Origin of the sequence: Streptococcus suis YS161 (genome assembly GCF_002760245.1) — a bacterium.
In the GTDB taxonomy this organism is placed as follows: Bacteria; Bacillota; Bacilli; order Lactobacillales; family Streptococcaceae; genus Streptococcus; species Streptococcus suis_I.
In genome coordinates this window covers 1-20,399 of the sequence record NZ_ASCA01000020.1, presented here as the reverse complement: position 1 = coordinate 20,399, position 20,399 = coordinate 1, and the positions used below count along the sequence as shown (strand labels likewise).

The 20,399-nt window shown below is 43.6% G+C and carries 18 protein-coding genes; 2 read left to right on the top strand and 16 right to left on the bottom strand.

Going from position 1 to position 20,399, the window contains the following annotated elements; translation table 11 throughout:
• Window positions 1-73: 73 nt before the first annotated feature.
• The 15 genes from SST111_RS03370 to SST111_RS03300 form a co-directional block, all read right to left on the bottom strand.
• Window positions 74-652, bottom strand: coding sequence for a CHAP domain-containing protein (locus SST111_RS03370; protein ID WP_024419591.1), 579 nt, complete (start codon window positions 650-652; stop codon window positions 74-76).
• Between the two features lie 325 nt (window positions 653-977).
• Complete coding sequence (locus tag SST111_RS03365) at window positions 978-2,354, bottom strand: PTS sugar transporter subunit IIC (RefSeq protein WP_043025573.1); 1,377 nt, start codon at window positions 2,352-2,354, stop codon at window positions 978-980.
• A gap of 43 nt (window positions 2,355-2,397) precedes the next feature.
• Window positions 2,398-2,841: a DUF3284 domain-containing protein gene (locus SST111_RS03360; protein WP_029177236.1), complete on the bottom strand. Its 444-nt coding sequence runs from the start codon at window positions 2,839-2,841 to the stop codon at window positions 2,398-2,400.
• Between the two features lie 36 nt (window positions 2,842-2,877).
• A complete protein-coding gene (locus SST111_RS03355) occupies window positions 2,878-3,210 on the bottom strand; it encodes a PTS lactose/cellobiose transporter subunit IIA (protein WP_024379337.1) in 333 nt (110 codons plus the stop codon).
• A 1-nt stretch (window position 3,211) separates the two neighbouring features.
• Window positions 3,212-3,523: a PTS sugar transporter subunit IIB gene (locus SST111_RS03350; protein WP_002939849.1), complete on the bottom strand. Its 312-nt coding sequence runs from the start codon at window positions 3,521-3,523 to the stop codon at window positions 3,212-3,214.
• 12 nt (window positions 3,524-3,535) lie between these two features.
• A complete protein-coding gene (locus tag SST111_RS03345; RefSeq protein ID WP_099810026.1) occupies window positions 3,536-5,530 on the bottom strand; it encodes a BglG family transcription antiterminator in 1,995 nt (664 codons plus the stop codon).
• Window positions 5,531-5,664: 134 nt separating this feature from the next.
• Window positions 5,665-6,774, bottom strand: a complete 1,110-nt coding sequence (locus tag SST111_RS03340) for a DUF871 domain-containing protein (protein WP_099810025.1) — start codon at window positions 6,772-6,774, stop codon at window positions 5,665-5,667.
• Window positions 6,775-6,782: 8 nt separating this feature from the next.
• The gene (locus SST111_RS03335) at window positions 6,783-8,183 is read right to left on the bottom strand and encodes a glycoside hydrolase family 1 protein (RefSeq protein WP_099810024.1); all 1,401 of its coding nucleotides are present in this window, start codon (window positions 8,181-8,183) and stop codon (window positions 6,783-6,785) included.
• Complete coding sequence (locus SST111_RS03330) at window positions 8,170-9,534, bottom strand: 6-phospho-beta-glucosidase (protein WP_099810023.1); 1,365 nt, start codon at window positions 9,532-9,534, stop codon at window positions 8,170-8,172. Before SST111_RS03330 ends, SST111_RS03335 begins: the two co-directional genes overlap by 14 nt.
• A 249-nt stretch (window positions 9,535-9,783) precedes the next feature.
• Window positions 9,784-12,285, bottom strand: a complete 2,502-nt coding sequence (leuS, locus tag SST111_RS03325; protein ID WP_099810022.1) for a leucine--tRNA ligase — start codon at window positions 12,283-12,285, stop codon at window positions 9,784-9,786.
• A gap of 138 nt (window positions 12,286-12,423) precedes the next feature.
• Window positions 12,424-13,266 (bottom strand): patatin-like phospholipase family protein, encoded by an 843-nt coding sequence (locus SST111_RS03320; RefSeq protein ID WP_099810021.1) that lies wholly within the window; start codon window positions 13,264-13,266, stop codon window positions 12,424-12,426.
• A 223-nt stretch (window positions 13,267-13,489) separates the two neighbouring features.
• Complete coding sequence (locus SST111_RS03315) at window positions 13,490-15,382, bottom strand: M13 family metallopeptidase (protein WP_099810020.1); 1,893 nt, start codon at window positions 15,380-15,382, stop codon at window positions 13,490-13,492.
• A 55-nt stretch (window positions 15,383-15,437) separates the two neighbouring features.
• The gene (locus SST111_RS03310) at window positions 15,438-16,277 is read right to left on the bottom strand and encodes a metal ABC transporter permease (protein ID WP_099810019.1); all 840 of its coding nucleotides are present in this window, start codon (window positions 16,275-16,277) and stop codon (window positions 15,438-15,440) included.
• Window positions 16,270-17,130: a metal ABC transporter permease gene (locus SST111_RS03305; protein WP_024411015.1), complete on the bottom strand. Its 861-nt coding sequence runs from the start codon at window positions 17,128-17,130 to the stop codon at window positions 16,270-16,272. The genes SST111_RS03310 and SST111_RS03305 overlap by 8 nt, the downstream gene beginning before the upstream one ends.
• A complete protein-coding gene (locus SST111_RS03300; RefSeq protein ID WP_099810018.1) occupies window positions 17,123-17,893 on the bottom strand; it encodes a metal ABC transporter ATP-binding protein in 771 nt (256 codons plus the stop codon). The genes SST111_RS03305 and SST111_RS03300 overlap by 8 nt, the downstream gene beginning before the upstream one ends.
• Before the next feature lie 43 nt (window positions 17,894-17,936).
• Here SST111_RS03300 and SST111_RS12370 point away from each other — a divergent pair, with 43 nt between their 5' ends.
• Window positions 17,937-18,095: a hypothetical protein gene (locus tag SST111_RS12370; RefSeq protein ID WP_257211367.1), complete on the top strand. Its 159-nt coding sequence runs from the start codon at window positions 17,937-17,939 to the stop codon at window positions 18,093-18,095.
• 351 nt (window positions 18,096-18,446) lie between these two features.
• On the opposite strand, the gene SST111_RS03285 is transcribed toward SST111_RS12370, so the two are convergent.
• Entirely contained in the window at window positions 18,447-19,370 is a 924-nt protein-coding gene (locus SST111_RS03285; protein WP_013730650.1) for a metal ABC transporter solute-binding protein, Zn/Mn family, read from the bottom strand.
• Between the two features lie 125 nt (window positions 19,371-19,495).
• Between SST111_RS03285 and SST111_RS03280 the strand changes: the two genes are divergently transcribed.
• Window positions 19,496-20,155 (top strand): metal-dependent transcriptional regulator, encoded by a 660-nt coding sequence (locus SST111_RS03280; protein WP_099810017.1) that lies wholly within the window; start codon window positions 19,496-19,498, stop codon window positions 20,153-20,155.
• The last annotated feature ends 244 nt before the right edge of the window (window positions 20,156-20,399 follow it).

The following is a 20,399-nucleotide window of genomic DNA, read 5'->3' as shown; positions in this document are numbered from 1 at the left end:
GATTGTTTTTTTATTCTAGTGTACAGGTAAATCCACGAATTCTCAACTGGGGGTCTTTACATATTGTCTATAATTATACTCCAGCTGGTGGGTAAATATAGCTGACTGTTCCTTCGCTAGTCGTTGTTGGATCAAAGAAACCTCGGACATTACTTGGGTAGTATACTCCACCATAGTTTGATTCCTTAACTTGAATGTGACCGTTAGCTGCCACATCTGTTACATAGGCAACATGACCGTAGCCTCCATCTGTCCATACAGCAATAGCGCCAACTTTTGGAGTAGTTCCCACTTCATATCCAAGCGCTACCGCACTAGCTGCCCAATCTCCACCATTACCCCAATAGTTTCCAACCCAAGGAGCCATTTCTTTGGCACCCCAAGTACACTGACCCGCTGGATAGGTATTAGCCGTATATTCCACAGCAACCTCTGACACCATATTGGTAGCCAAAGCAGCCTTTGCAGCGGCAGCAGCTTTGGCTGCTTTTTTTGCAGCTTCAACCTTTTTTGTTAACGCTGATACTGTCGGACTATCGCTTATAACTGTGTCATCTGCACTGACATTCACCATTCCCGACCATAAAAGATTTCCTATGAGGGCTGTAAACAGTCCCAATTTGAATTGTTTTTTTATCATTTGATAACTCATAATATTTGATTCCTTCGTGTTTTTCTGCCCTATCTATCCTAAGGGATAATCCTTGCAGAGAGCTTAAAGAAATGTAACAAATATTACAGATAACTTGCAATCTCTTAACAATTACAGTGTTCGGACTTTTTGTCAAAAAAACGACCTCCAATACGGAAGTCGTTTTCTATTTAGTGTAATTATTTTCTCCTACTCCTAAGTACACTGATTAGAATAAAAACCAAACCAGATATAATGTTTAGATATTTATTCCCATAAAGCGGACTAATCGCGATAAGGAAAAATCCTAGCGCCAATAAGAAAGGAGATTTGTTCTTGGAAAACATTATTCCTCACCAGCCTTAACCTTATTGGCTGCAATAACAAATGGTGTCCAAATCAGGAAGGCAACAAAGAGGTTGAATAGTGAAACCAACGCAGCCATAATGTTACCACCTGTTGCTAGATAAGCGTAGAGTCCTGGAGGGGTAATCCATGGAACAGGAGCAAAGACTGGCGGAATTATACCTGCCGCTGTCGCTAAGTATGCGATAGTTGCACAAATCGGTGGAACAATTAGCCATGGAATAGCAAACAGTGGATTCAATACCATTGGTATACCAAAGGTAACTGGTTCGTTAATATTGAATACACCCATTGGAGCAGATAATTTAGCTACCATTTTGTATTCTTCTCGTTTTGAGAAAATGAAAATAGCAATAATCAAAGCTAGAGTGACGCCTGAACCACCCATTTGAGCATAAGCATCAAAGGAACCACGAGTCCAAAGCCACGGTAAATTCGCAGTACTATGAGTTGCAGTATAAGCAGCCGCATTTTCATTTAGTGCAACCATATAGACTCCGTCCATAATTGGCGCCAAGACATTGTGACCATGCAGGCCGAAGAACCAAAAAAGTTGTACAAGGAAAGTTAAAAGAATGACTGACCCAAGACCTTGTGACAGACCAAGTAATGGCAGTTGAATATAAGTTGATACTAAATCTCCCAAAGATTGTCCTGTTAGAGTAAATGCAAGATATGCCACAATGGATGACGCATAAATTGCAGCAGTACCTGGGATAATAGCAGCAAATGCCTTATTAACTGCCGGTGGAACAGAATCTGGCAATTTAATAATGACATTCCGTTTTACAAGACTTGCATAGACCCATGTGGCGAGAAATCCAATAAACAATGCTGTAAACAAACCTGTTGCACCGCCATATTTCAATGCGATAGCTCCCCACTGGCTTGTTTCCAAGGCTGAAACTCCATCTGTCGTCACAATGGATAATCCCAAACCTTCCAAAGCAGAAACAACTGACTTATCAACTCCGTCTAAAGCAGTGGAAATCGTTACACTTTGAGGAATAGTAGAGATGAATGATGCAAAGGAAATCAAACCGCCTGCAAGAGGATTGACCTTGTACATCAAAGACAAGTTGTAACCAAAAGCAAAGGCAAAAACAAGTGCCATAATCCCAATGGTTCCAAAATAAACATAGCCATTGATGTTAATAACAGGCTGCATAGCCTCTGCAAAACCTGTCCAACCCATATTGTTTGGAATATCCCTCAAAAAGACATTGAGCAGGACGGCTACCGTACCAGCCATTGTAATCGGCATCATGGAAATAAAGGAATCACGTATAGCTATCAAATGACGTTGCGAGCCGATTTTTCCTGATATTTCCATGAACTTTTCAGAAATATTTGACATAATCTGTCTCCTTTTCTATTTTTTTATTGTTGTATAAACAAAATCACGATGTCGAAGCACCTTCTTTAGAATACCGAATCAGTGCTTCTAATTGAGCATCTGTCTGCCGTTTCAAACTCTTAGAGAAGACTTTCTCCATTAAAAAGTAGTTCCCTCTCATAAATAAGTCTACCGCTTCCATTTCATAAGAGTATTCAATCTCTGTTTGATTGTCCCCCAAAGCGTGCAAATCATAGCGGATATGCTCTTTTCCTCGATTGGAATGAAAACAAACAGCATAACGATAGGGAGCAAGAAATTCCTCTACATGCACCTTGACACTATGCTCTCCTTTGTTTCCAAATGTTTTTACATAGGTCAACCCCTTCTGGATATCTTGATCAAGAAGAGGACGTCCAGTATTTTGCTGATAATCCTCTTTCAAGGACCGACCAATCGCAGCAAACAATTGTTCAATTGGAACCTGTCCTATTTTTTTGATTTTCATACCTGTCCTCCTATCTCCGTTATCCAACAAGGTGGCCTAGCCACAATTCTTCTGTTCAGCTAAACGCTTATAGAGCTCCACTACTTCCTTGGCCATATCAATAAAAGTCAGGGCATTCATCAAGTGGTCTTGTCCATGCACCATTAGCAAGGTCACTTCCACCGTTTGCCCACCAGCCTCTTGGGCTAGTAGACCTGTTTGTGACTTATGGGCAATATTTAGGGAGGTGTTTGCTTCTTGAAGCAAGTGCTCTGCCGTCTGGAAATCCTCCTGCTTGGCCGCTTGAATCGCCTGAACAGCATAGCCCTTTGCCTCTCCCCCATACATAATAAGCCCCATAATCGCTTCTAAGTATTCCGGAGAGTTCATACTAGTCCTCCATTAGTGCCAAAGCAGCATCGAGCACCTTAGCACCATTCATCACTCCATAATCCATCATATTGATTGCATCAACCTTGATTGCAGGCTCGAACTTAGCCTTGTAGTCATTTAGCAAAAATTTAACCTGTGGACCTAGCAAAAGGACATCAATCTCCTTTTGACTAACTTCACTATCAGCTTCTGACACAGGGACTGCCCAAATCGTTGCCTCTATCCCCTTTTCTTCTGCGGCTTTCTGCATCTTGGTCACCAACATACTAGTAGACATACCAGCATTGCACACTAACATAATTTGTTTCATAAAAAACTCCTCCTACCCCTGTTTCTGAATCAAGGGAATAAATATATCGACTAATTCCTGATAGCTAGGATTTTGCACTAGCCTTTCTTGCAAGGACCTGTCTTGGACAAATTCAACCAGACAAGGTGAAATATACTTCAGATGTGGATTCCGACCTTTAGACGGAGATAGAAGAAAGACAAACTGCACCTTCTTCCCCTCTTCCCATTCAACCGCTTCCTTACAAACTCCAACCACAATCTGCTCAGAGAAAGTCAGGGGAATAGCTGGATGCGGAAAGGCCAACAGTTCTCCAAAAACGACCGAGCTATAGGACTCTCTCACATTTACCTGTTCCCTAAATTGTTCCACAAAGCCTGATTCCTTGGCTTCATCCAAGCGCGCTATTAGTTGCAACAAGGTCCTATCTCGACTCATCTTTTTTTCCAAAGAGACTATTCGCAAGGGTGAAAATACAGCCTCTGCAATCTGTCTCGCCTGCTCTTCCTCCATAGGTAAAGCCTCGTTCTGCTCAACTCGGACAGGTGTCACTTGTTGAAGATAGGAACGAATTGCCTCGATATCCTGCTCTGACAGGAAAACACTGACGGTGATGACGGGTGTCAGGAAAATTAAATTGGACAAGCTAATCGAAGAAATAATCAGGTCTACATCTCTTAAACCTTCTTCTGTTACCTCATAGTAACTCACAACATCTGCAATTTCCAAGCTTGTTGCAAATTCCTTTTCCAAACGATTTCGCAACATTAAAGCGCTTCCAATTCCGGTTGCACAGACGACCAATACCCGCAACTTTTTCCGACCCTCGTACCGCTCAATCGCAGCCAATACATGCAGGGTCAGGTAGGCCCATTCGTCATCCGAAATACTATAGGCAGCCAAGGTTGGCACAGAAGCAAAAGCTTGCTTGGTCAGCTCAAATACTTCTATATAATCCCTCTGGATATCAGCCACCAAGGGATTAGCCAACTGAATCTGGTGCTCCAACCGCGTCCGTAAGGGAAGCAAATGAGCGACAATCCCCTTGAAAAGTTGTCGATCTTTTAACAAATCCAGACCAGTCAACTGAGAGAGAGTCTGTAAACAAGTTTCAACTTCTTCCTCTAGACCGTCCTCTAACTCCGAAAGCTGACTAGGATTCCCCGTCAACTTGACCTTCAGGTGTAGAGCGATATAGTTGGCTTCTTCTACAGGAATCTCCACTTGAAACTCTGTTTCAATTCGTTCGATAATTCGTCCAGCAACCTGATACTCCTTGGAAGATTGAATCTGATCAGATATTGGAAATCGCTCTAAACTAGCTCCCCCCTTCATTCGTTGCAAGAGCAGAGCGATATGAAGAACCAGGTTTTGCATCACAAAATCAGACAGGCGAAGTTTGGCATCACGACACTCATCCAAGACAATCAACATCAGGTCTGTAAACCGAATGTCTGGTAGGAGCTGACTTTCCACCAAACCATAAAGAGACTGACCATTCCCTTGTCCAAAAAAGTAATCCATGATGAAGTGCCGAATAGCAGGCTCCTCCCCGCTTAATTCTACCCCCCTCCGTGTGAACAACAGTTCCAGTTGGTAAGGAGCAAATAAATTGCGAATATCCGCAATGATAGAATGTAGGGTTGTTTTTCCGATAAACAGCTCTCGTTGCAAACGATCCATGGACTGAATTGGATTTTCCAATAATAACTTACTTAAAACATAGCGTTGTCGGTCCGTCGCTTCCTCCAGTTGCCGTAAGTCCGTCACCTGCTTTTTCAACCGTAGCTGTTCTTGCCAAAACATTTCAAACTCAACCGGTCTCTCCACCTGCAAACAGTACCCCTTACTTTGTTTGGACAAAATAGAAGCACCGCTAGCCTCTAGCGAAAGAGAGAGTTGCTGGACATACTTTCTTGCTGTTCGATCACTGACACCCAAAGCCTTTGCCAGTTCTATACTAGATACAAAGTCCCCTTGTTTTGCCAGTAAATAATCTACCAGACGAACTTCTTTTTTAGATAGCATACTCCCTCCTCTCCGCAAGATTTATACGAAATATAACAAGACTAGTAAGCTAGAGCCTGTTGATAAAAACATATTTTTATATTTCTATTGTAGCATATCCTCAGGCTACAAGGGTTCTCTTTTTTTCCGTATTGTTAATGAAAGGAATCGGACGCAACGATTCGCAATCGAAAGGATTGCCAAGGCTTGATAAAAGTGAGCAAGGGCAGATAGTCAGGGCAAATTCGTCCAACCCGATTCACTTTTGAACTAACGGTGAACTCCCTCAAAGCTATTTGTAACTCTCCCTTGTAACGACCATATAGGTCATTGTCAATCAAGACATCCCCTCGCTGCACAAGTATTTCCCTGTCTGTATGTGCAGGAATAGCAGCATTCTTGTAGACAATACGGGGCATGGTCGACCGAAGTAGGTAAGCTGAAATGTCCCCACGATAAACATGATCAAACTCAATGATTTCCCGCTCCACAGCTGTCACTTGCCCAGTAAGTTCTACAGGTAAACAAATGTCCTCTTCTTCCAAGATAGATTGAATAGACTGGAGCTCCTCCTCCGAGATGAACTGATTGGAGATGAGAATACAGTCAATCAAACCTGTCGCCTTGAGCCAGGCAATCTGAAGAGGTAAGGTCTGATTGCGATGCTCCTCCAAGGTAGGCAGGCCTTCTGACAAGGGCCAAGGCCCTTCCGTTGCAGACTGGGCAGTCACAAAAGCTGCCGTCTGTATGCCTTCTTGGTGATAGAAAGAAGACATTTCTAAAAAATGCTCTTCTGATAGTCCTGTATAGGCATGAGGATAGAAATTATGACAGGCAACAATGTTATCCCTATTTGCCTCACTAGCTAGCAGTTGCGTCAGTAAGACCTTATCGGTACTCAGATTTAGTTCAATCTTGAGCCCGTAAGGATTCTGTGTCAAGCTGACAATCTCCTCCAAAGGCAAGGCCTCGTCCAGACGAATCCCTGTCAGCCCTAAACCATGGGCTTCTTCAATGAGTGATTTCTGCCAGCCCTGTGCCTCTATAAAACTCGGACTAAGATCCGCAATCACGACTATCCCCAACTGACGAGCATAGGCAATCAAGTCCCGATAGAGTTGCAAGGCTTCTTGGGCATTCCCCCCAAGCTGCAAGAGGCTCATAAACATTCGCCGTGCCCCATAACGCCCCAGCAAGTCTATATAAGCCTTAGACTCTTCCAGAGAATAGTTTTCTGGATAGATTGAAAAACCAAATTGCACCATTGCTCCTCCTAACGACTAAATCCATTGGCATCACTCAGCGCCTTAAACCAACGTCCCGATTTCTTAATCCTGCGCTCCTGATTCTCCAAATCCAACTCGACCAGCCCATAACGATTTTTGTAGGCATTGAGCCACGACCAACAATCAATAAAGGTCCACAACATATAACCTTTACAGTTAGCCCCTTCCTCAATAGCCCGATGTAATTCTATCAAGTGATCTTCGATAAATTCAATCCGATAATCATCCTGAATGACCTCATCTTGCCGGAAAGCCACTTCACCCTCTACTCCCATACCATTTTCAGTGACTAACCACTCAATATTGTTGTATTGGTCCCGAATATTGATTGCGATATCGTAGATTCCTTTTTCATAGATTTCCCAGCCTCGATGCGGATTGATTTTTTTCCCTGGCATATCGTAAGGTGCGAAGAAGTGCTCTGGAGTCAAAACCTCTCCCTCTTTCCAAACCTTTGTCGGTGCCTGTACACGAAGGGGTTGGTAATAGTTGACACCTAAAAAATCTACCCGATTTTCCCTAATAATCGCCAGCTCTTCCTCGCTGGTTTCAGGACTCAATCCGTATTCCTCAATCAAGTCAACCAAGTCCCTCGGGTATTCTCCCAATACAGAAGGATCTAAGAAGCTCTTGGTTTGGAAGAGCTCAGCTATTTTAGCTGCCTTGACATCATCAGGATGCTCACTTCGAGGATAGGCCGGTGTCAGATTCAGGACAATTGCAATTTTCTTCTCCAAATTCACTTCATGACAGGCTTTTACTGCCAAGGAACTAGCCAACTGAGTATGGTAGGCAACAGCAACTGCCGCCTTGGCATCTACCTTACAAGGATAATGATAATCCCCTAGATAGCCGCACTCAACTGGAACAATCGGCTCATTAAAGGTAATCCAACGATCTACTAGGTCGTCAAACAATTCAAAACAAGTACGAGCATAGGCTTCATATGCCCAAACAATGTCCTTGTTCTCCCAGCCTCCTTGCTCCTGCAAAGCATAGGGAAGATCAAAATGATAGAGATTAACAAACAGCTGAATCCCTTTTTCTTTTATCAAAGAAAATACAGAACGATAAAAAGTCACAGCCTCCTGATTAACCTCTCCAACACCCTTTGGAAATAACCGCGACCACTGAATCGATGTCCTAAATACTGTGTGTCCAGTTTCAACCAATAACTCGATATCCTTTTTGAAATTCTTATAGAAAGTGGAAGTCCTCTCTGGGCCTACTTTCCCATGGAAACGTTCTGGCTCAATGCTGTACCAGTAGTCCCAATTATTCTGTCCTTTTCCATCGCCCAGCTCAGTTCCTTCACTCTGCGGACCCGATGTAGAAGTCCCCCACAAAAAACCTTCTGGAAAATGATAAACTACCTTATCCTCTGTCATAACCAATTCCTTTCTTCTTTATCTGATCGATGACACTCCTAAATTGTGGCAAGTACGCCTCATGTGCCACTAGTAATTCTTGTAAGACACGCTCTGCCAATTCTCCATTCGGAATCAGAGGATTGAGAGCAAAAGCCTGTAAAGCCAAAGCGTAGTCTCCTGTCATTGCAGCCCCAACAGTCGCCAACTCCATTTGCTTCATTTGCTGCAGGTATCCCCTGACCACCATCGGTGTTTTGGGACATACCAAAGGAAGCGCACCCTGGGCAGTAATAACAGACGAGACTTCGACTACGCAGTCCTCTGGCAGATAAGAAATCACTCCCCTATTAACCGTCGAAACCGTCATAATTTCCTTGCTGTCGTTGTATATAGCACAAATGAGTTGACAGGCAACATCACTGTAATAAGCACCACCACGTTGCTCCAATTGCTTAGGCTTATAGTCCAAATTTGAATCCCTGTAGAGCTCAAACAACTCTTCTTCGACCTCTTGAACAACCTGAGCCCGCACCTTCCCTTGACGATACTGGTCTAAGGCATCTGCCAACATCTCCTTTTCTAAAAAGTAGTAACGGTGGTAATCACAGGGCAACAGACCAATCGACTGCAAGAAGGGGAATGAAAAATCTAAATTAGTAATATTTTTAACAACCTCCTGATTCCCTCTTGAGTTACCGTATAAAGCTTCCATGACCTCACCAGTTCGATTCTGGCCAGTCTGATCCCAAACTTCATGAAAATGGAAATGGTTTAATCCAACATGATTGGTTTGAATCGATTCCTCAGGCAAATTCAAAATCTGAGCTGCCGTCTTTTTCTGACCAATCGGAATATTGCATAAGCCAATCACCCTGTTCCACTGCAGTTCATTAACAATCGCTTCCGTTACTATGCCTGCAGGATTGGTAAAATTAATCAACCAAGCATCTGGACACAGCTCTTTCATGTCTGCAATGATACCCTTATAGGCCTCTATGGTCCGAAATGCCTTAAAGATGCCACCTGCCCCATTGGTTTCCTGTCCAAGTAGACCATGACTCAAAGGAATTGTCTCATCGATATAGCGTGCCTGTAACTGACCAACTCGGAACTGAGATGTCACAAAGTCTGCTCCCTTCAAAGCAGCCCTTCGATCCAGTGTCGCCTCTATTTCCCAGTCTAATCCAGCCTTTCTGACCATTCGACGCACCAAATCAACAACTATCTTCTGCTTTTCCACCCCAGCTTCAACATCTACAAACCACCATTCTCGAATGGGTAGTTGCTGGGAACGCAAAATCATCCCTTCAACTAACTCAGGAGTATAGCTCGAGCCGCCACCGAGTGTGACTAATTTGATTGATTTCACGACCTGTTCTCCCTTCTTTGTTCATATATTCTTATTATATTCCTGTTTCTACCTTTTGTAAACGCACACACTTCCTGTCTTTTTCCGTAATATAAAGGAAACTCCCCTCAAGACAGCCAAAAACGACCTCCAATACGGAAGTCGTTTTCTATTTATTTACAATTATTTCACTACAATATTAACAAGTTTAGTTGGCTCCAACAGTCTGCGGATAGACTGTTAGAGGTTGGAGATGGGCAAATAAATTGGTTACTTCACAACAATATTCACCAACTTATTTGGAACACTAATCACCTTGACCACTGTTTGCCCAGCGATTTCAGCTTGGACTTTTTCGTCCGCAAGGGCAACTTTTTCAAGCTCTGCTGGTGCTAGGTCTTTGGCTACGGTCAAGCGGGCTTTTACCTTGCCCTTGATTTGGACAACGATTTCCACTTCGCTTTCTACCAGTTTACTTTCGTCATATGTTGGCCATGCGACATAGCTGATTGACTGGCCTGTATTTGCCAGACCCTGCCAGAGTTCTTCTGCCAGGTGTGGTGCAAATGGGGCAATCAGTTGGACAAAGCCTTTGGCATATTCGACATAAAGCTTGTCTTCTTTGTTGGCTGCGTTGACAAAAATCATGAGCTGGGCGATAGCCGTGTTGAATTTCAAATCTTCAATATGCTCTGTCACCGTCTTCACAGTCTCATTGTAAACTTTATCAAGCGCTCCGCTATTTTCCGAAGAAATTTCCTTCGTTGTAATCAGGCGATAAACACGGTCAAGGAACTTACGGCTGCCCTCGAGACCTTCTTCTGACCAAGCGATTGACGCATCAAGTGGACCCATAAACATCTCGTAGACACGGAGGGTGTCCGCACCGAATTGCTCGACCACATCATCTGGGTTGACCACATTTTTAAGAGACTTAGACATCTTAGCAGGTGCCTGCTCCAACTCCTCACCAGTTTCAATGTTGAAGAAGGAACCGTCGCGTTTTTCCACCTTGTCGGTCGCTACAAGGGCACCACGGCTGTCGCGGTAGCTCGTTCCCAAAATCATCCCTTGGTTAAAGAGTTTTTGGAATGGCTCTTTGGTCGGTACAACGCCAAGGTCGTAAAGGAACTTATGCCAGAAACGAGCATAAAGCAGGTGAAGGACCGCGTGCTCGGCACCACCGATGTAGATGTCCACTGGCAACCAAGCTTTGAGAAGCTCCTCGTCTGCCAATTTCTCATCGTTGTGTGGGTCGATATAGCGGAGGTAGTACCAGCTTGACCCCGCCCATTGTGGCATGGTGTTGGTCTCACGGCGACCTTTGACGCCGTCTTCACGCACCACTTCCAACCAGTCTGTCAGGTTGGCTAGCGGTGACTCGCCTGTACCTGAAGGCTTGATGTCAGAGGTTTTTGGCAATACCAGAGGTAACTCATTTTCAGGTACAGCTGTGGAAGTGCCATCTTCCCAGTGGATGATTGGAATTGGCTCACCCCAATAACGTTGACGGCTGAAGAGCCAGTCACGGAGGCGGTAAGAAATCTTCTCTTGACCTACACCATTTTCTTCCAACCAAGCCACCATTTTAGCAATGGCATCAGCCTTGTTGAGACCATCTAGGAAGTCAGAGTTGATGTGAATGCCGTCTTCTGTGTAAGGCGCTTCTTCTACATTGCCACCTTCCAAAACTGGAATGATGTCCAAACCAAATTGTTTAGCAAATTCCCAGTCACGCTCATCGTGGGCAGGAACCGCCATAATGGCACCTGTTCCGTAGCTTGCAAGGACATAATCAGCAATCCAGATTGGAATTTCTTTGCCGTTTACAGGGTTAATCGCGTAAGCACCTGTCCAGACACCTGTCTTATCTTTTGCTAGGTCTGTACGGGCAAGGTCTGATTTAAGAGAAGCTTGGCGTTTGTACTCAGCTACTGCTTCTGCCTGCTCAGGCGATGTAATGCTATCAACCAAGTCATGCTCAGGAGCAAGGACAGCATAGGTCGCACCAAAAAGGGTATCTGGACGAGTTGTGAAAACAGTGAAGTCCTTGTCTGTGTCCTTGATCTTGAAGGTCACATTGGCACCTGTTGACTTGCCAATCCAGTTGCGTTGCATATCCTTGATCGACTCTGGCCAATCAACTTCTTCTAGGTCGTTGAGCAAACGCTCTGCATAGGCCGTGATTTTCAACATCCATTGGCGCATTGGTTTGCGGACAACTGGGTAGCCACCACGCTCAGATGTTCCGTCAGGAAGGACCTCTTCGTTGGCGATAGCTGTTCCCAATTCTTCCACCCAGTTGACAGGCACTTCTGCCTCGTAGGCTAGGCCTTTTTCATACAACTTAGTGAAAATCCACTGGGTCCACTTGTAGTAGTTGGGGTCAGTCGTATTGACCTCACGGTCCCAGTCGTAAGAAAAGCCAAGGGCGTTAATCTGACGTTTGAAGTTGGCGATATTTTCCGCTGTAAAGTCAGCTGGGTCATTTCCCGTGTCCATAGCGTATTGCTCCGCTGGCAGACCAAAGGCATCCCAACCCATTGGGTGAAGAACGTTGTAGCCTTGGGCACGCTTGTAACGGCTAAGAATGTCCGTCGCCGTATAACCCTCAGGGTGACCAACGTGCAAGCCCGCACCAGACGGATAAGGGAACATATCTAGGGCATAGAAGTTTGGCTTGTCCGCATCTGTTCCTGTCTTAAAGGTATGATTTTTTGCCCAAAATTCCTGCCATTTGGGCTCGATTTCCTTGTGATTATAGAAGCTCATGTGTTTTCTCCATGTCAATAAATTATCTTTACCATTATATCACGAAATAAGGAAAGAAAAAAGGTAGAAATAAACGCAAACTGCTGGGTAGCCAGAGAAAAAAACAAAAATAATGTTGTTTTTTACATCAATCGATCATCATTTCTCCAAGTATCCCTTTAAATCCTCAATCGCTCCCATCCCATCTTGTAATCCAGCCTGGTAAATTTCTTCAAATTTTTCTGGATTCTTCTCTAAACGACCAATTTGTAAAGCTTGATGAGGCCGGATAACATAAATCTGGCCTTCATTTTCTAGCTGGATGATTTTTTCGACAGTTTGATTATAATGTTGATACCGTTTTGATGCGACAGATACAAATTTAGGATACTTTCTATAAAGCATGCGGTAAATCCGTCCGCTTGAAGCCTTTTTACGATAAGTAATTGGCTGCGTCAAGATAACAATGAGTTTGTCAAAGCCAAGACTTTTGGCAAATTCAACAGGAATAGAATCTGATAAACCACCATCTAAGTATTTTTTACCATCAACTTCGACAATTTTTGAAACGAAAGGCAATGCTGAACTGGCGCGCAACAATTCCATTTGCTCAAAGACATGATCAATTTTGTAATATTCTGGCTGACCGGTTTCAATATTTGTCACCGTCACATAGAACGGAACTCCTGACTGCGCAAAAGCATCTTGATCAAACCTATCTAACTCCATTGGTACCTTGTAATAAGTAAAGTCTTTGTTGACCATATTTCCTGTTGTCAACCAGGATCTCAATCCCATATAATGCTTATCTTTAATAAAACGCTTATTATAGCGAATCGCTCTGCCTCTTTGTTTGGAAAGGAAATTAACGCCAAAAAGTGCTCCTGCGGAAACTGAAACGACCCCATCAACATGAATATCAGCATCTAAAAAAGCATCTAGAACACCCGCAGTATAAAGGCCTCGCATACCCCCACCTTCTAAAACTAGACCAACTTTCATCTGTAGCACCTCCTAAAATTACCTTCTATTGTAGCAAAAAATCCCGTCGAAACGAGATTTTTGCTATATGGTATTCAATGAAACTTAACATCCGACTGGGTAATGCAGGCACAGCTTAGGATCTGTTCTTTTTTCTATTTCAAGGGAACTAGCTGAAAAGAATCACTAGACCCTTTTACTTAGCGAATCGAATTACCAAGGTTCGATGTTGAGTGTTACAATATTACCAAATAATCACGCGGTCTTCTTTTGCACGCCACATGCCGTCGCCTTCTTGAACGCCAAAGGTTTCATGGAATTCATCGAAGTTTGGCAACTGGATGTTGGTGCGTAAGTGACCTGGTGCATGGACATCGACACTAGCCAACATCTGCATGAACTCAGGACGAGCCTTCATTCGCCAGATACGAGCAAAGTTGGTAAAGAATTCCTCAGCGGAGAAGTCATCTTCTGACTTGGCTGCTTCCAAGGCCGCTGCAATCCCACCAAGGTCGGCAATGTTTTCTGACACGGTCAATTTACCATTGATTTTGGCACCATAAGAATCCTGACCCTCAAACTGGTCGATGACCTGCTGAGTACGAGCTTCAAAGGCTGCATAATCTTCCTCTGTCCACCAGTTATTCAAGCTACCATGCTCATCAAAGGAAGCACCGTTTGAGTCAAAGGCATGGGAAATCTCGTGGGCAATAACCGCACCGATACCGCCGTAGTTAGCTGACGAAGATTGCTCCAGCGAGTAGAATGGCGCCTGCAAAATGGCTGCTGGAAAGACAATCAAGTTTTTCTGTGGGTTATAGTAGGCATTGACCATGTGAGCTGGCATGCCCCATTCCTTAATGTCCACAGGCTTGTTCCACTTGCTCCAACCATGAGCAATGTCAATCTTGTTTAGTTCGATGGCATTTTCCACCAAGGACTTGCTTGGGTCAACAATCTTCTTATAATAACGCTCTGGCAAGGCTTCTGGATAGCCAATGTAAGGCTTGATAACATTGAGTTTGACAATGGCCTTGTCACGCGTTTCCTGAGCTAACCAGTCTGCCGTTTCCAAACGAGATTTGTAAACCTCAATCATCTTAGCAACTTTGGCTTCCACATCGGCCTTGGCTTCTGGTGAGAATTTTTCTCCTGCATACCAAAGACCGAGGGCTTGGTTAAAGTAGCCTTGTGCCAAGTTGTAGGCTGCTTTTTCTTGGTTTTGAGCCTGTGGCGTACCAGAAAGAGCACGGCTGTAGGCTCCTGCTAGAATACGGATTTCATCTGACAGGAAAGCTGTATAAGCTCCTGCCGCTTTCAAAATCAAGGTCGCCTTCAAAAGCTCCCAATTATCCGCACTGTAAATGTCCTTGGCAGCCTGCCAGAAGCGTTCCTCAGGCACGATAATCTTGTCTGGCGTTTGACCTAAAATCGCTGTGAAGAAATCATCCAAAGGCAACTCTGGTGCCAAGGCAGTAAAATCTGCCCACTCGTACGGATGATAGAGTTTAGCGTACTCAGACCCCTCTTCATTTGAAAGAACATACTTGGCAATCTTGGCATCCAGTTCCAAACGCTTGTCCAAGAGGTCCTTGATTTCCTCATCACTGAAGCCGAACTTAGGCAGGAGGGCTTCTTGGCTCTCTCTCCACGTTTTGAGCAACTCTGCTCCTTTTTCATGCCCTTCCTCATAGTAGGTCGTATCTGGCAGGATAATGCCTAGAGAATCTGCCCAGAGGACATTGGTGGTCGCGTCCATAAAGTCAGGTGCCACACCGAAAGGCATGAGGTTTGGCTTGCCTGCCAACTCATATTCTGCCAACTTGCTGGTAAATTCTTCGAAAGAGTTGAGAGCCTTGTACTCTGCAATCAAGGCCTGAGCAGGTTTTGCCCCCAAACGGTCACGGGTTTCATAGTCAGCTACTTGTTTGTGAAAAGCCACAAAGTTTTGCAAAACGCTATCTTCTGGGACATCTTCTCCCGCCAACCAAGCGTTTGTCGTGTCAATCATGAGCTTTTCAATCTCATCTGCCAAGTCCGTGAAACCACCTGTTCTTGGCTTATCATCTGGAATGACGGCTGTTTTTGCCCATTCACCATTGACGTATTCGTAAAAATCATCTTGTAAACGTGTCATTGATTTTCTCCTTTGTCTTTCTTAATGACTATAATAACAAAAAATTCTGACAATTTCACTTATCAGGTGACCATGACCAAGTATTTTTTAGAATAATACTCGAACAAACCACAAGAAGGCTGACAACGGCACAGGTCCCTGACATGGTTAAATCCAGTTGATTGGCCACTAAAAAACCTAGCACAACCGTTAAAATAGCGATACCTTGCCCTAAAAGAAGCAATTGCCAGAAGGATTTGACCCAACGTAGGGCAGCCATACTTGGTGCCACCAAGAAAACAATAACAGTCATCGAGCCAATCGCTTCAAAGGCCAGAACAGTGGTTAAGGAAACTAGAATCAAAATAACCATTTCTAAAATCCTTGTTCGTAAGCCAGACAAACGAGCATGGTTGCTGTCAAATAGGTACACTTGTAAACGATGGTAAGACCAAACAAAAAATAGAACAATAACCAACCAAGCCAAACTCGACTTGACCAGACTAACAGGGAGTGACCAGGCTAGAACATCCATACGATGGAGCGGAGCAAAAAGTACTTCCCCCTGCAAAACCAGATCCACATCCAAGTGAACATTGCGAGCAAAAAGAGAAATAAGCAAAACCGCCACCGCAAAAAAGAAAGAAAAAACTAGACCTGTTGCGGCATCATGCGCCATCTTTCGACTATGCAGACGGTCAATGGCAAGAACCGATAATAACCCAAACAGACTGGCACCAACTATTAGCAACGGTGAATCCAAACTATGACTAATAAAAAATCCCAGAACAATCCCAAGCAAGACAGAATGCGATAGCGCATCTGCCAACATCGATTGATTTTTTACAACCAGTATCGAGCCGAGCAAGCCACAAGAACTAGCAATAACCATCAAAATGAGTAATACTTCAAACACGACCATTCTCCTTTCTGACATAGGTAACATACACAAATGCAGACAGGGTCAGACCTGTCAGACAGACGATAATAGTCGGTCCAGTCGACAAACCAGATACACTGGAGCTAATCCAGGTCCCTACGAAAGCCGACCCAATTGCAACGATTCCTGCCAGTAACAGACTCTTATGATACGATTTTCCCAGCATCAAGCCAAAGACAGCTGGCGCAATCAAAAAACTACTCATCAAAATAGCTCCGACTAACTTTAATCCTACTGCAATTAGGCAAATCATCAAAAACATCGTCAACTGCTGCAAGTACTTTACACGAACACCAATAACCCTTGCAAAAGTTTGATCAAACAGATACAGCTTATAGTCTTGATAAAAGAAAGCAAACAATACCAAAGCCAATAGAGAAATAATTCCGATGAGTATCACATCATCCAGCTGAATAAAGGCTGCCTGTCCAAATAGATAGGTTTGCAATCCAGCTTGGGAAGACCCTGCAAAGGCTTCATTTCCCTGAATAGCATTTTTTAAGACCATTCCCAAACCAAAGAAAGACGCAGACACCAATGAAAGGGCATTGACTAGGCTGTGACCACCTTTTCGACGCAGCCAATGGACAAGTGCATAAGAAAGGTAGCCTGACAACACTGCTCCTAACAGCAAGTAGAGAGGATGTCGCGACTGAAAAATCATGAAAGAGACAATCACTCCAGGATAAGAAGCATGCCCAAGAGCATCCCCAAGCAAACTCTGTTTAGTAAGAACAGATATACTTCCGATAGTGCTGGCTGCCACAGCTAGGCTGACGGTCCCTAAAGCAACTGTCCAGAAAGAATACTCTTTGAAAACCTCAAACATGACTGCCTCCTTTGGCATTTCCTAGAAACAGCCCATTTCCTATGCCGTAGGTCGCCTGATAATTCTCGCTTGTCAAAGTCTCATCCATCGGACCAGAGTCAATCACATGCTTATGAAGCCAGACAAGGTGATCAAAGTAGGCATCCAGCGTCGTTAAGTCATGATGAATGACAATGGAAGTTTTCCCTTCACATTGGAACTCCTTGAGCATATCCATGATCATGATTTCTGTTGCCTGATCAATCCCTGCCAGAGGCTCATCCATAAGATACAATTCTGCTTCCTGTGCCAGGGCTCTGGCTAGAAAGACCCGCTGACGCTGCCCACCTGAAAGCTGATCAATCTGACGATTGCGTAAATCCGCAATTTTTAACCGTTCTAGAGCCTGCTCAACAATCTGTCTATCAGCCTTAGTCGGTCTTCTAAACATCCCCTTACTATGAGCGAAGCGTCCCATCAGAATAATTTCAAAAACTGTTGCAGGAAATTGCCAGTTTACTTGACTGGACTGGGGAATATAGGCTACTTTTTGAGCAATCAACCTCTCTAGACCTGCCTCCTGACCAAGCAAGCGAACCTGCCCTGTGTCAGGTTTTTCCAACCCCAAAATGACCTTGAATAGACTGGACTTCCCAGCACCATTTGGTCCAACAATAGCCGTCCGACTCCCTCTGGGAATCACCAAATTAACATCTTCTAAAGCCATGGTCTGGCTGGCTGTATATGCTAAATTGACATCTTTTAATTCAATGATTGCTGACATATTTCCTCCTATTTTTAAAAATGATATACCTCATTCATACTCAATGAAAATCAAAATCAGACCAACCTACCAAGCTGAGAAAGTCGATAAGATTAAGATACCGTACCAACAAATTGCTGGCAAACTCTATACATCGCTTATTTCAACACATCAGTACATGAATTTGATTTTCGTAGAGCACCAATGCTTCTTTCAATTGTAGGTTTATAATTCTGTTAAAAACGGTCCAAAAACGGAAAGAACTCGACCTAGACCGAGTCCTTTTTACTACTCATTTGAAATCCCTATTCACGCACAGACTACTGATATATAAAGTCCCGCTGTGAACCAAGATCATCGAGGTCTACAAACAGTATTTCTAGTCAAGGACCTCAATAACTGGTGTGATTTGCTACTAACGCCTATCCTCCCCCAAGCGTTGTCACCTCCTATAGAAAGAGACCTATACTGCTTGTGCTCGAAACAATTGATTATCCCTCATATTGGTACCTATCAACTCTATCTTCGGTAATATCTCTAGTCTTCATTGAATAGCAAGTCCGTTCGACCTGTACTATTTCAGATATTTAACCATCAATTTAACATTATGTTTGTACATGTCGATAAAGGTATCCCCTTCCTCGCCTTCTGGTGCCAAGGAATCTGAGAACAACTCCTTACCTTCGCCAGTAACAACTTCAACCTGACCACCTTTGGCTTTTACTGCCTCTTGCAATTTCTTCATGCGTTCTGGATTGGTTGTAGACTCTGTAAAGATAGCCTTGATATTATGGTCGATGATTAGGTTAACTGTCTCAATCATGTCACTGTTAGCCACTTCTGAGTCGGTGCTCACGCCTTGAGGAGCATAGAGAGTGAAGTCATAACTAGCAGCAAAGTAATTAAAGGCATCATGTGGTGTTACCAAATAGCGACTTTCTTTTGGAATCACACTTAATTCTTTTTCTACCCAGGCATGCAAATCATCTAGCTGCGCTTGGTATTTTTCTGCATTTTTCTGAATCATCTCAGCTTTAGCAGGTAAGAGTTTTTGTAGTTCCTCTGAAGCTACAGCTACAGCTGACTTGTACAAGGGAATTGAAAACCAGAAGTGCGGATCGACAATCTCTTCTCCATCCTCATCCATCGTATTCAAATCTTTTGCATTAAAGTTTTTAGAAACAGCTACTCCGGTCTTCTCCAAAGCTTCAACCATTTTACCTTCAAAGTGCAAACCGTGGTAGAGAACAAGGTCAGCCTTTTGTAATTTTGATAAATCACTAGATTTGGCTACGTACAAATGAGGGTCTTCTCCTGCTGGAATCAGCAAATCACGTTCCACCTCATCACCCGCCAACTGATAGACCATGTCATTGAGGAAGGAAGTAGTCACAGCCACTCTTGGCTTACTAGAGCCTTCTGTGGTTTGCGATGGACGACAAGCTCCTAGCCCTATTAGGGACAATAGCAGAGCAAAACTGAACAATATTTTCTTCATATAGGTTCTCCTTTTATTTTTATTAAGCATACCTAACTATATAATTAGATTAAGCTAAAAAATTCATTTTGTCAACTGATTTTTAAATTTTTTGATATAATAGTTTCAGTAGAAAGCGAGTTCTCATGACACCAAACAAAGAAGATTACCTAAAATGTATTTATGAACTGGGTCAATTAGACCAAAAAATTACCAATAAACTCATTGCAGAGAAGATGGCCTTCTCCGCACCAGCCGTTTCCGAAATGCTCAAAAAAATGGTAGCCGAAGAGCTCATTTCTAAGGATGCCAAGGCAGGTTATCTCCTCAGCCAAACTGCCCTTGAAATGGTAGCCAGCCTCTATCGCAAACACCGCTTGATTGAGGTATTCTTAGTTGAGCAACTTGGCTACTCTCCAGAAGAAGTCCATGAAGAAGCTGAAATTTTGGAACACACTGTCTCCGACCATTTTATCAACCGACTGGATAAACTCCTAGGTTATCCCCAAACCTGTCCACATGGCGGCAGCATTCCCAAAGAGAACCAGTTGCTCGCGGAACGCTATCAAACCCGACTATCCCAACTGACCGAAACTGGCTCCTACCAACTGGTCCGTATCCATGATTTCTACCAACTGCTACAATATTTGGAGCAGCATGAGTTAGCTATCGGCGACCAATTACTTGTAACGGACTTCGACCACTTTGCCCAGACCATTACCATCCAGTACAAGGACAAAGAGCTTGCCGTCCCAACAGCCATCGCTCAACAATTATTCATCGAAAAAAGCAATCGCCCAGCCTAAACAAGCTGAGCGATTATTTTTTTCTCACATTACGGAAAATAAATCTGGCCGCAAACAATAGTTGCCCTAGGATATATACCAAACCCAAAAAAGAACCTATATAAAAACAGCCCAATAGAAAGTAAGGGCTATAGGTTAAAGGCTGCAGGACAAATACTATGACTGCTACCAAGCCCAATGTCATTAAGTTAACTAACCTATCACATTTTGTGGTGGGTTAGTTTTTATGTTACACTAAAAATAA

Bases quoted from the DNA above. Each gene is read 5' to 3' on its own strand.
- SST111_RS03280 (WP_099810017.1), top strand. From the start codon at position 19,496: ATGACACCAAACAAAGAAGATTACCTAAAATGTATTTATGAACTGGGT.
- SST111_RS03285 (WP_013730650.1), bottom strand. From the start codon at position 19,370: ATGAAGAAAATATTGTTCAGTTTTGCTCTGCTATTGTCCCTAATAGGG.
- SST111_RS03360 (WP_029177236.1), bottom strand. From the start codon at position 2,841: ATGAAAATCAAAAAAATAGGACAGGTTCCAATTGAACAATTGTTTGCT.
- SST111_RS03305 (WP_024411015.1), bottom strand. From the start codon at position 17,130: ATGTTTGAGGTTTTCAAAGAGTATTCTTTCTGGACAGTTGCTTTAGGG.
- leuS (WP_099810022.1), bottom strand. From the start codon at position 12,285: ATGAGCTTCTATAATCACAAGGAAATCGAGCCCAAATGGCAGGAATTT.
- SST111_RS03320 (WP_099810021.1), bottom strand. From the start codon at position 13,266: ATGAAAGTTGGTCTAGTTTTAGAAGGTGGGGGTATGCGAGGCCTTTAT.
- SST111_RS03345 (WP_099810026.1), bottom strand. From the start codon at position 5,530: ATGCTATCTAAAAAAGAAGTTCGTCTGGTAGATTATTTACTGGCAAAA.
- SST111_RS12370 (WP_257211367.1), top strand. From the start codon at position 17,937: ATGAAAATCAAAATCAGACCAACCTACCAAGCTGAGAAAGTCGATAAG.
- SST111_RS03315 (WP_099810020.1), bottom strand. From the start codon at position 15,382: ATGACACGTTTACAAGATGATTTTTACGAATACGTCAATGGTGAATGG.
- SST111_RS03300 (WP_099810018.1), bottom strand. From the start codon at position 17,893: ATGTCAGCAATCATTGAATTAAAAGATGTCAATTTAGCATATACAGCC.
- SST111_RS03365 (WP_043025573.1), bottom strand. From the start codon at position 2,354: ATGTCAAATATTTCTGAAAAGTTCATGGAAATATCAGGAAAAATCGGC.
- SST111_RS03370 (WP_024419591.1), bottom strand. From the start codon at position 652: ATGAGTTATCAAATGATAAAAAAACAATTCAAATTGGGACTGTTTACA.
- SST111_RS03335 (WP_099810024.1), bottom strand. From the start codon at position 8,183: ATGACAGAGGATAAGGTAGTTTATCATTTTCCAGAAGGTTTTTTGTGG.
- SST111_RS03355 (WP_024379337.1), bottom strand. From the start codon at position 3,210: ATGAACTCTCCGGAATACTTAGAAGCGATTATGGGGCTTATTATGTAT.
- SST111_RS03340 (WP_099810025.1), bottom strand. From the start codon at position 6,774: ATGGTGCAATTTGGTTTTTCAATCTATCCAGAAAACTATTCTCTGGAA.
- SST111_RS03350 (WP_002939849.1), bottom strand. From the start codon at position 3,523: ATGAAACAAATTATGTTAGTGTGCAATGCTGGTATGTCTACTAGTATG.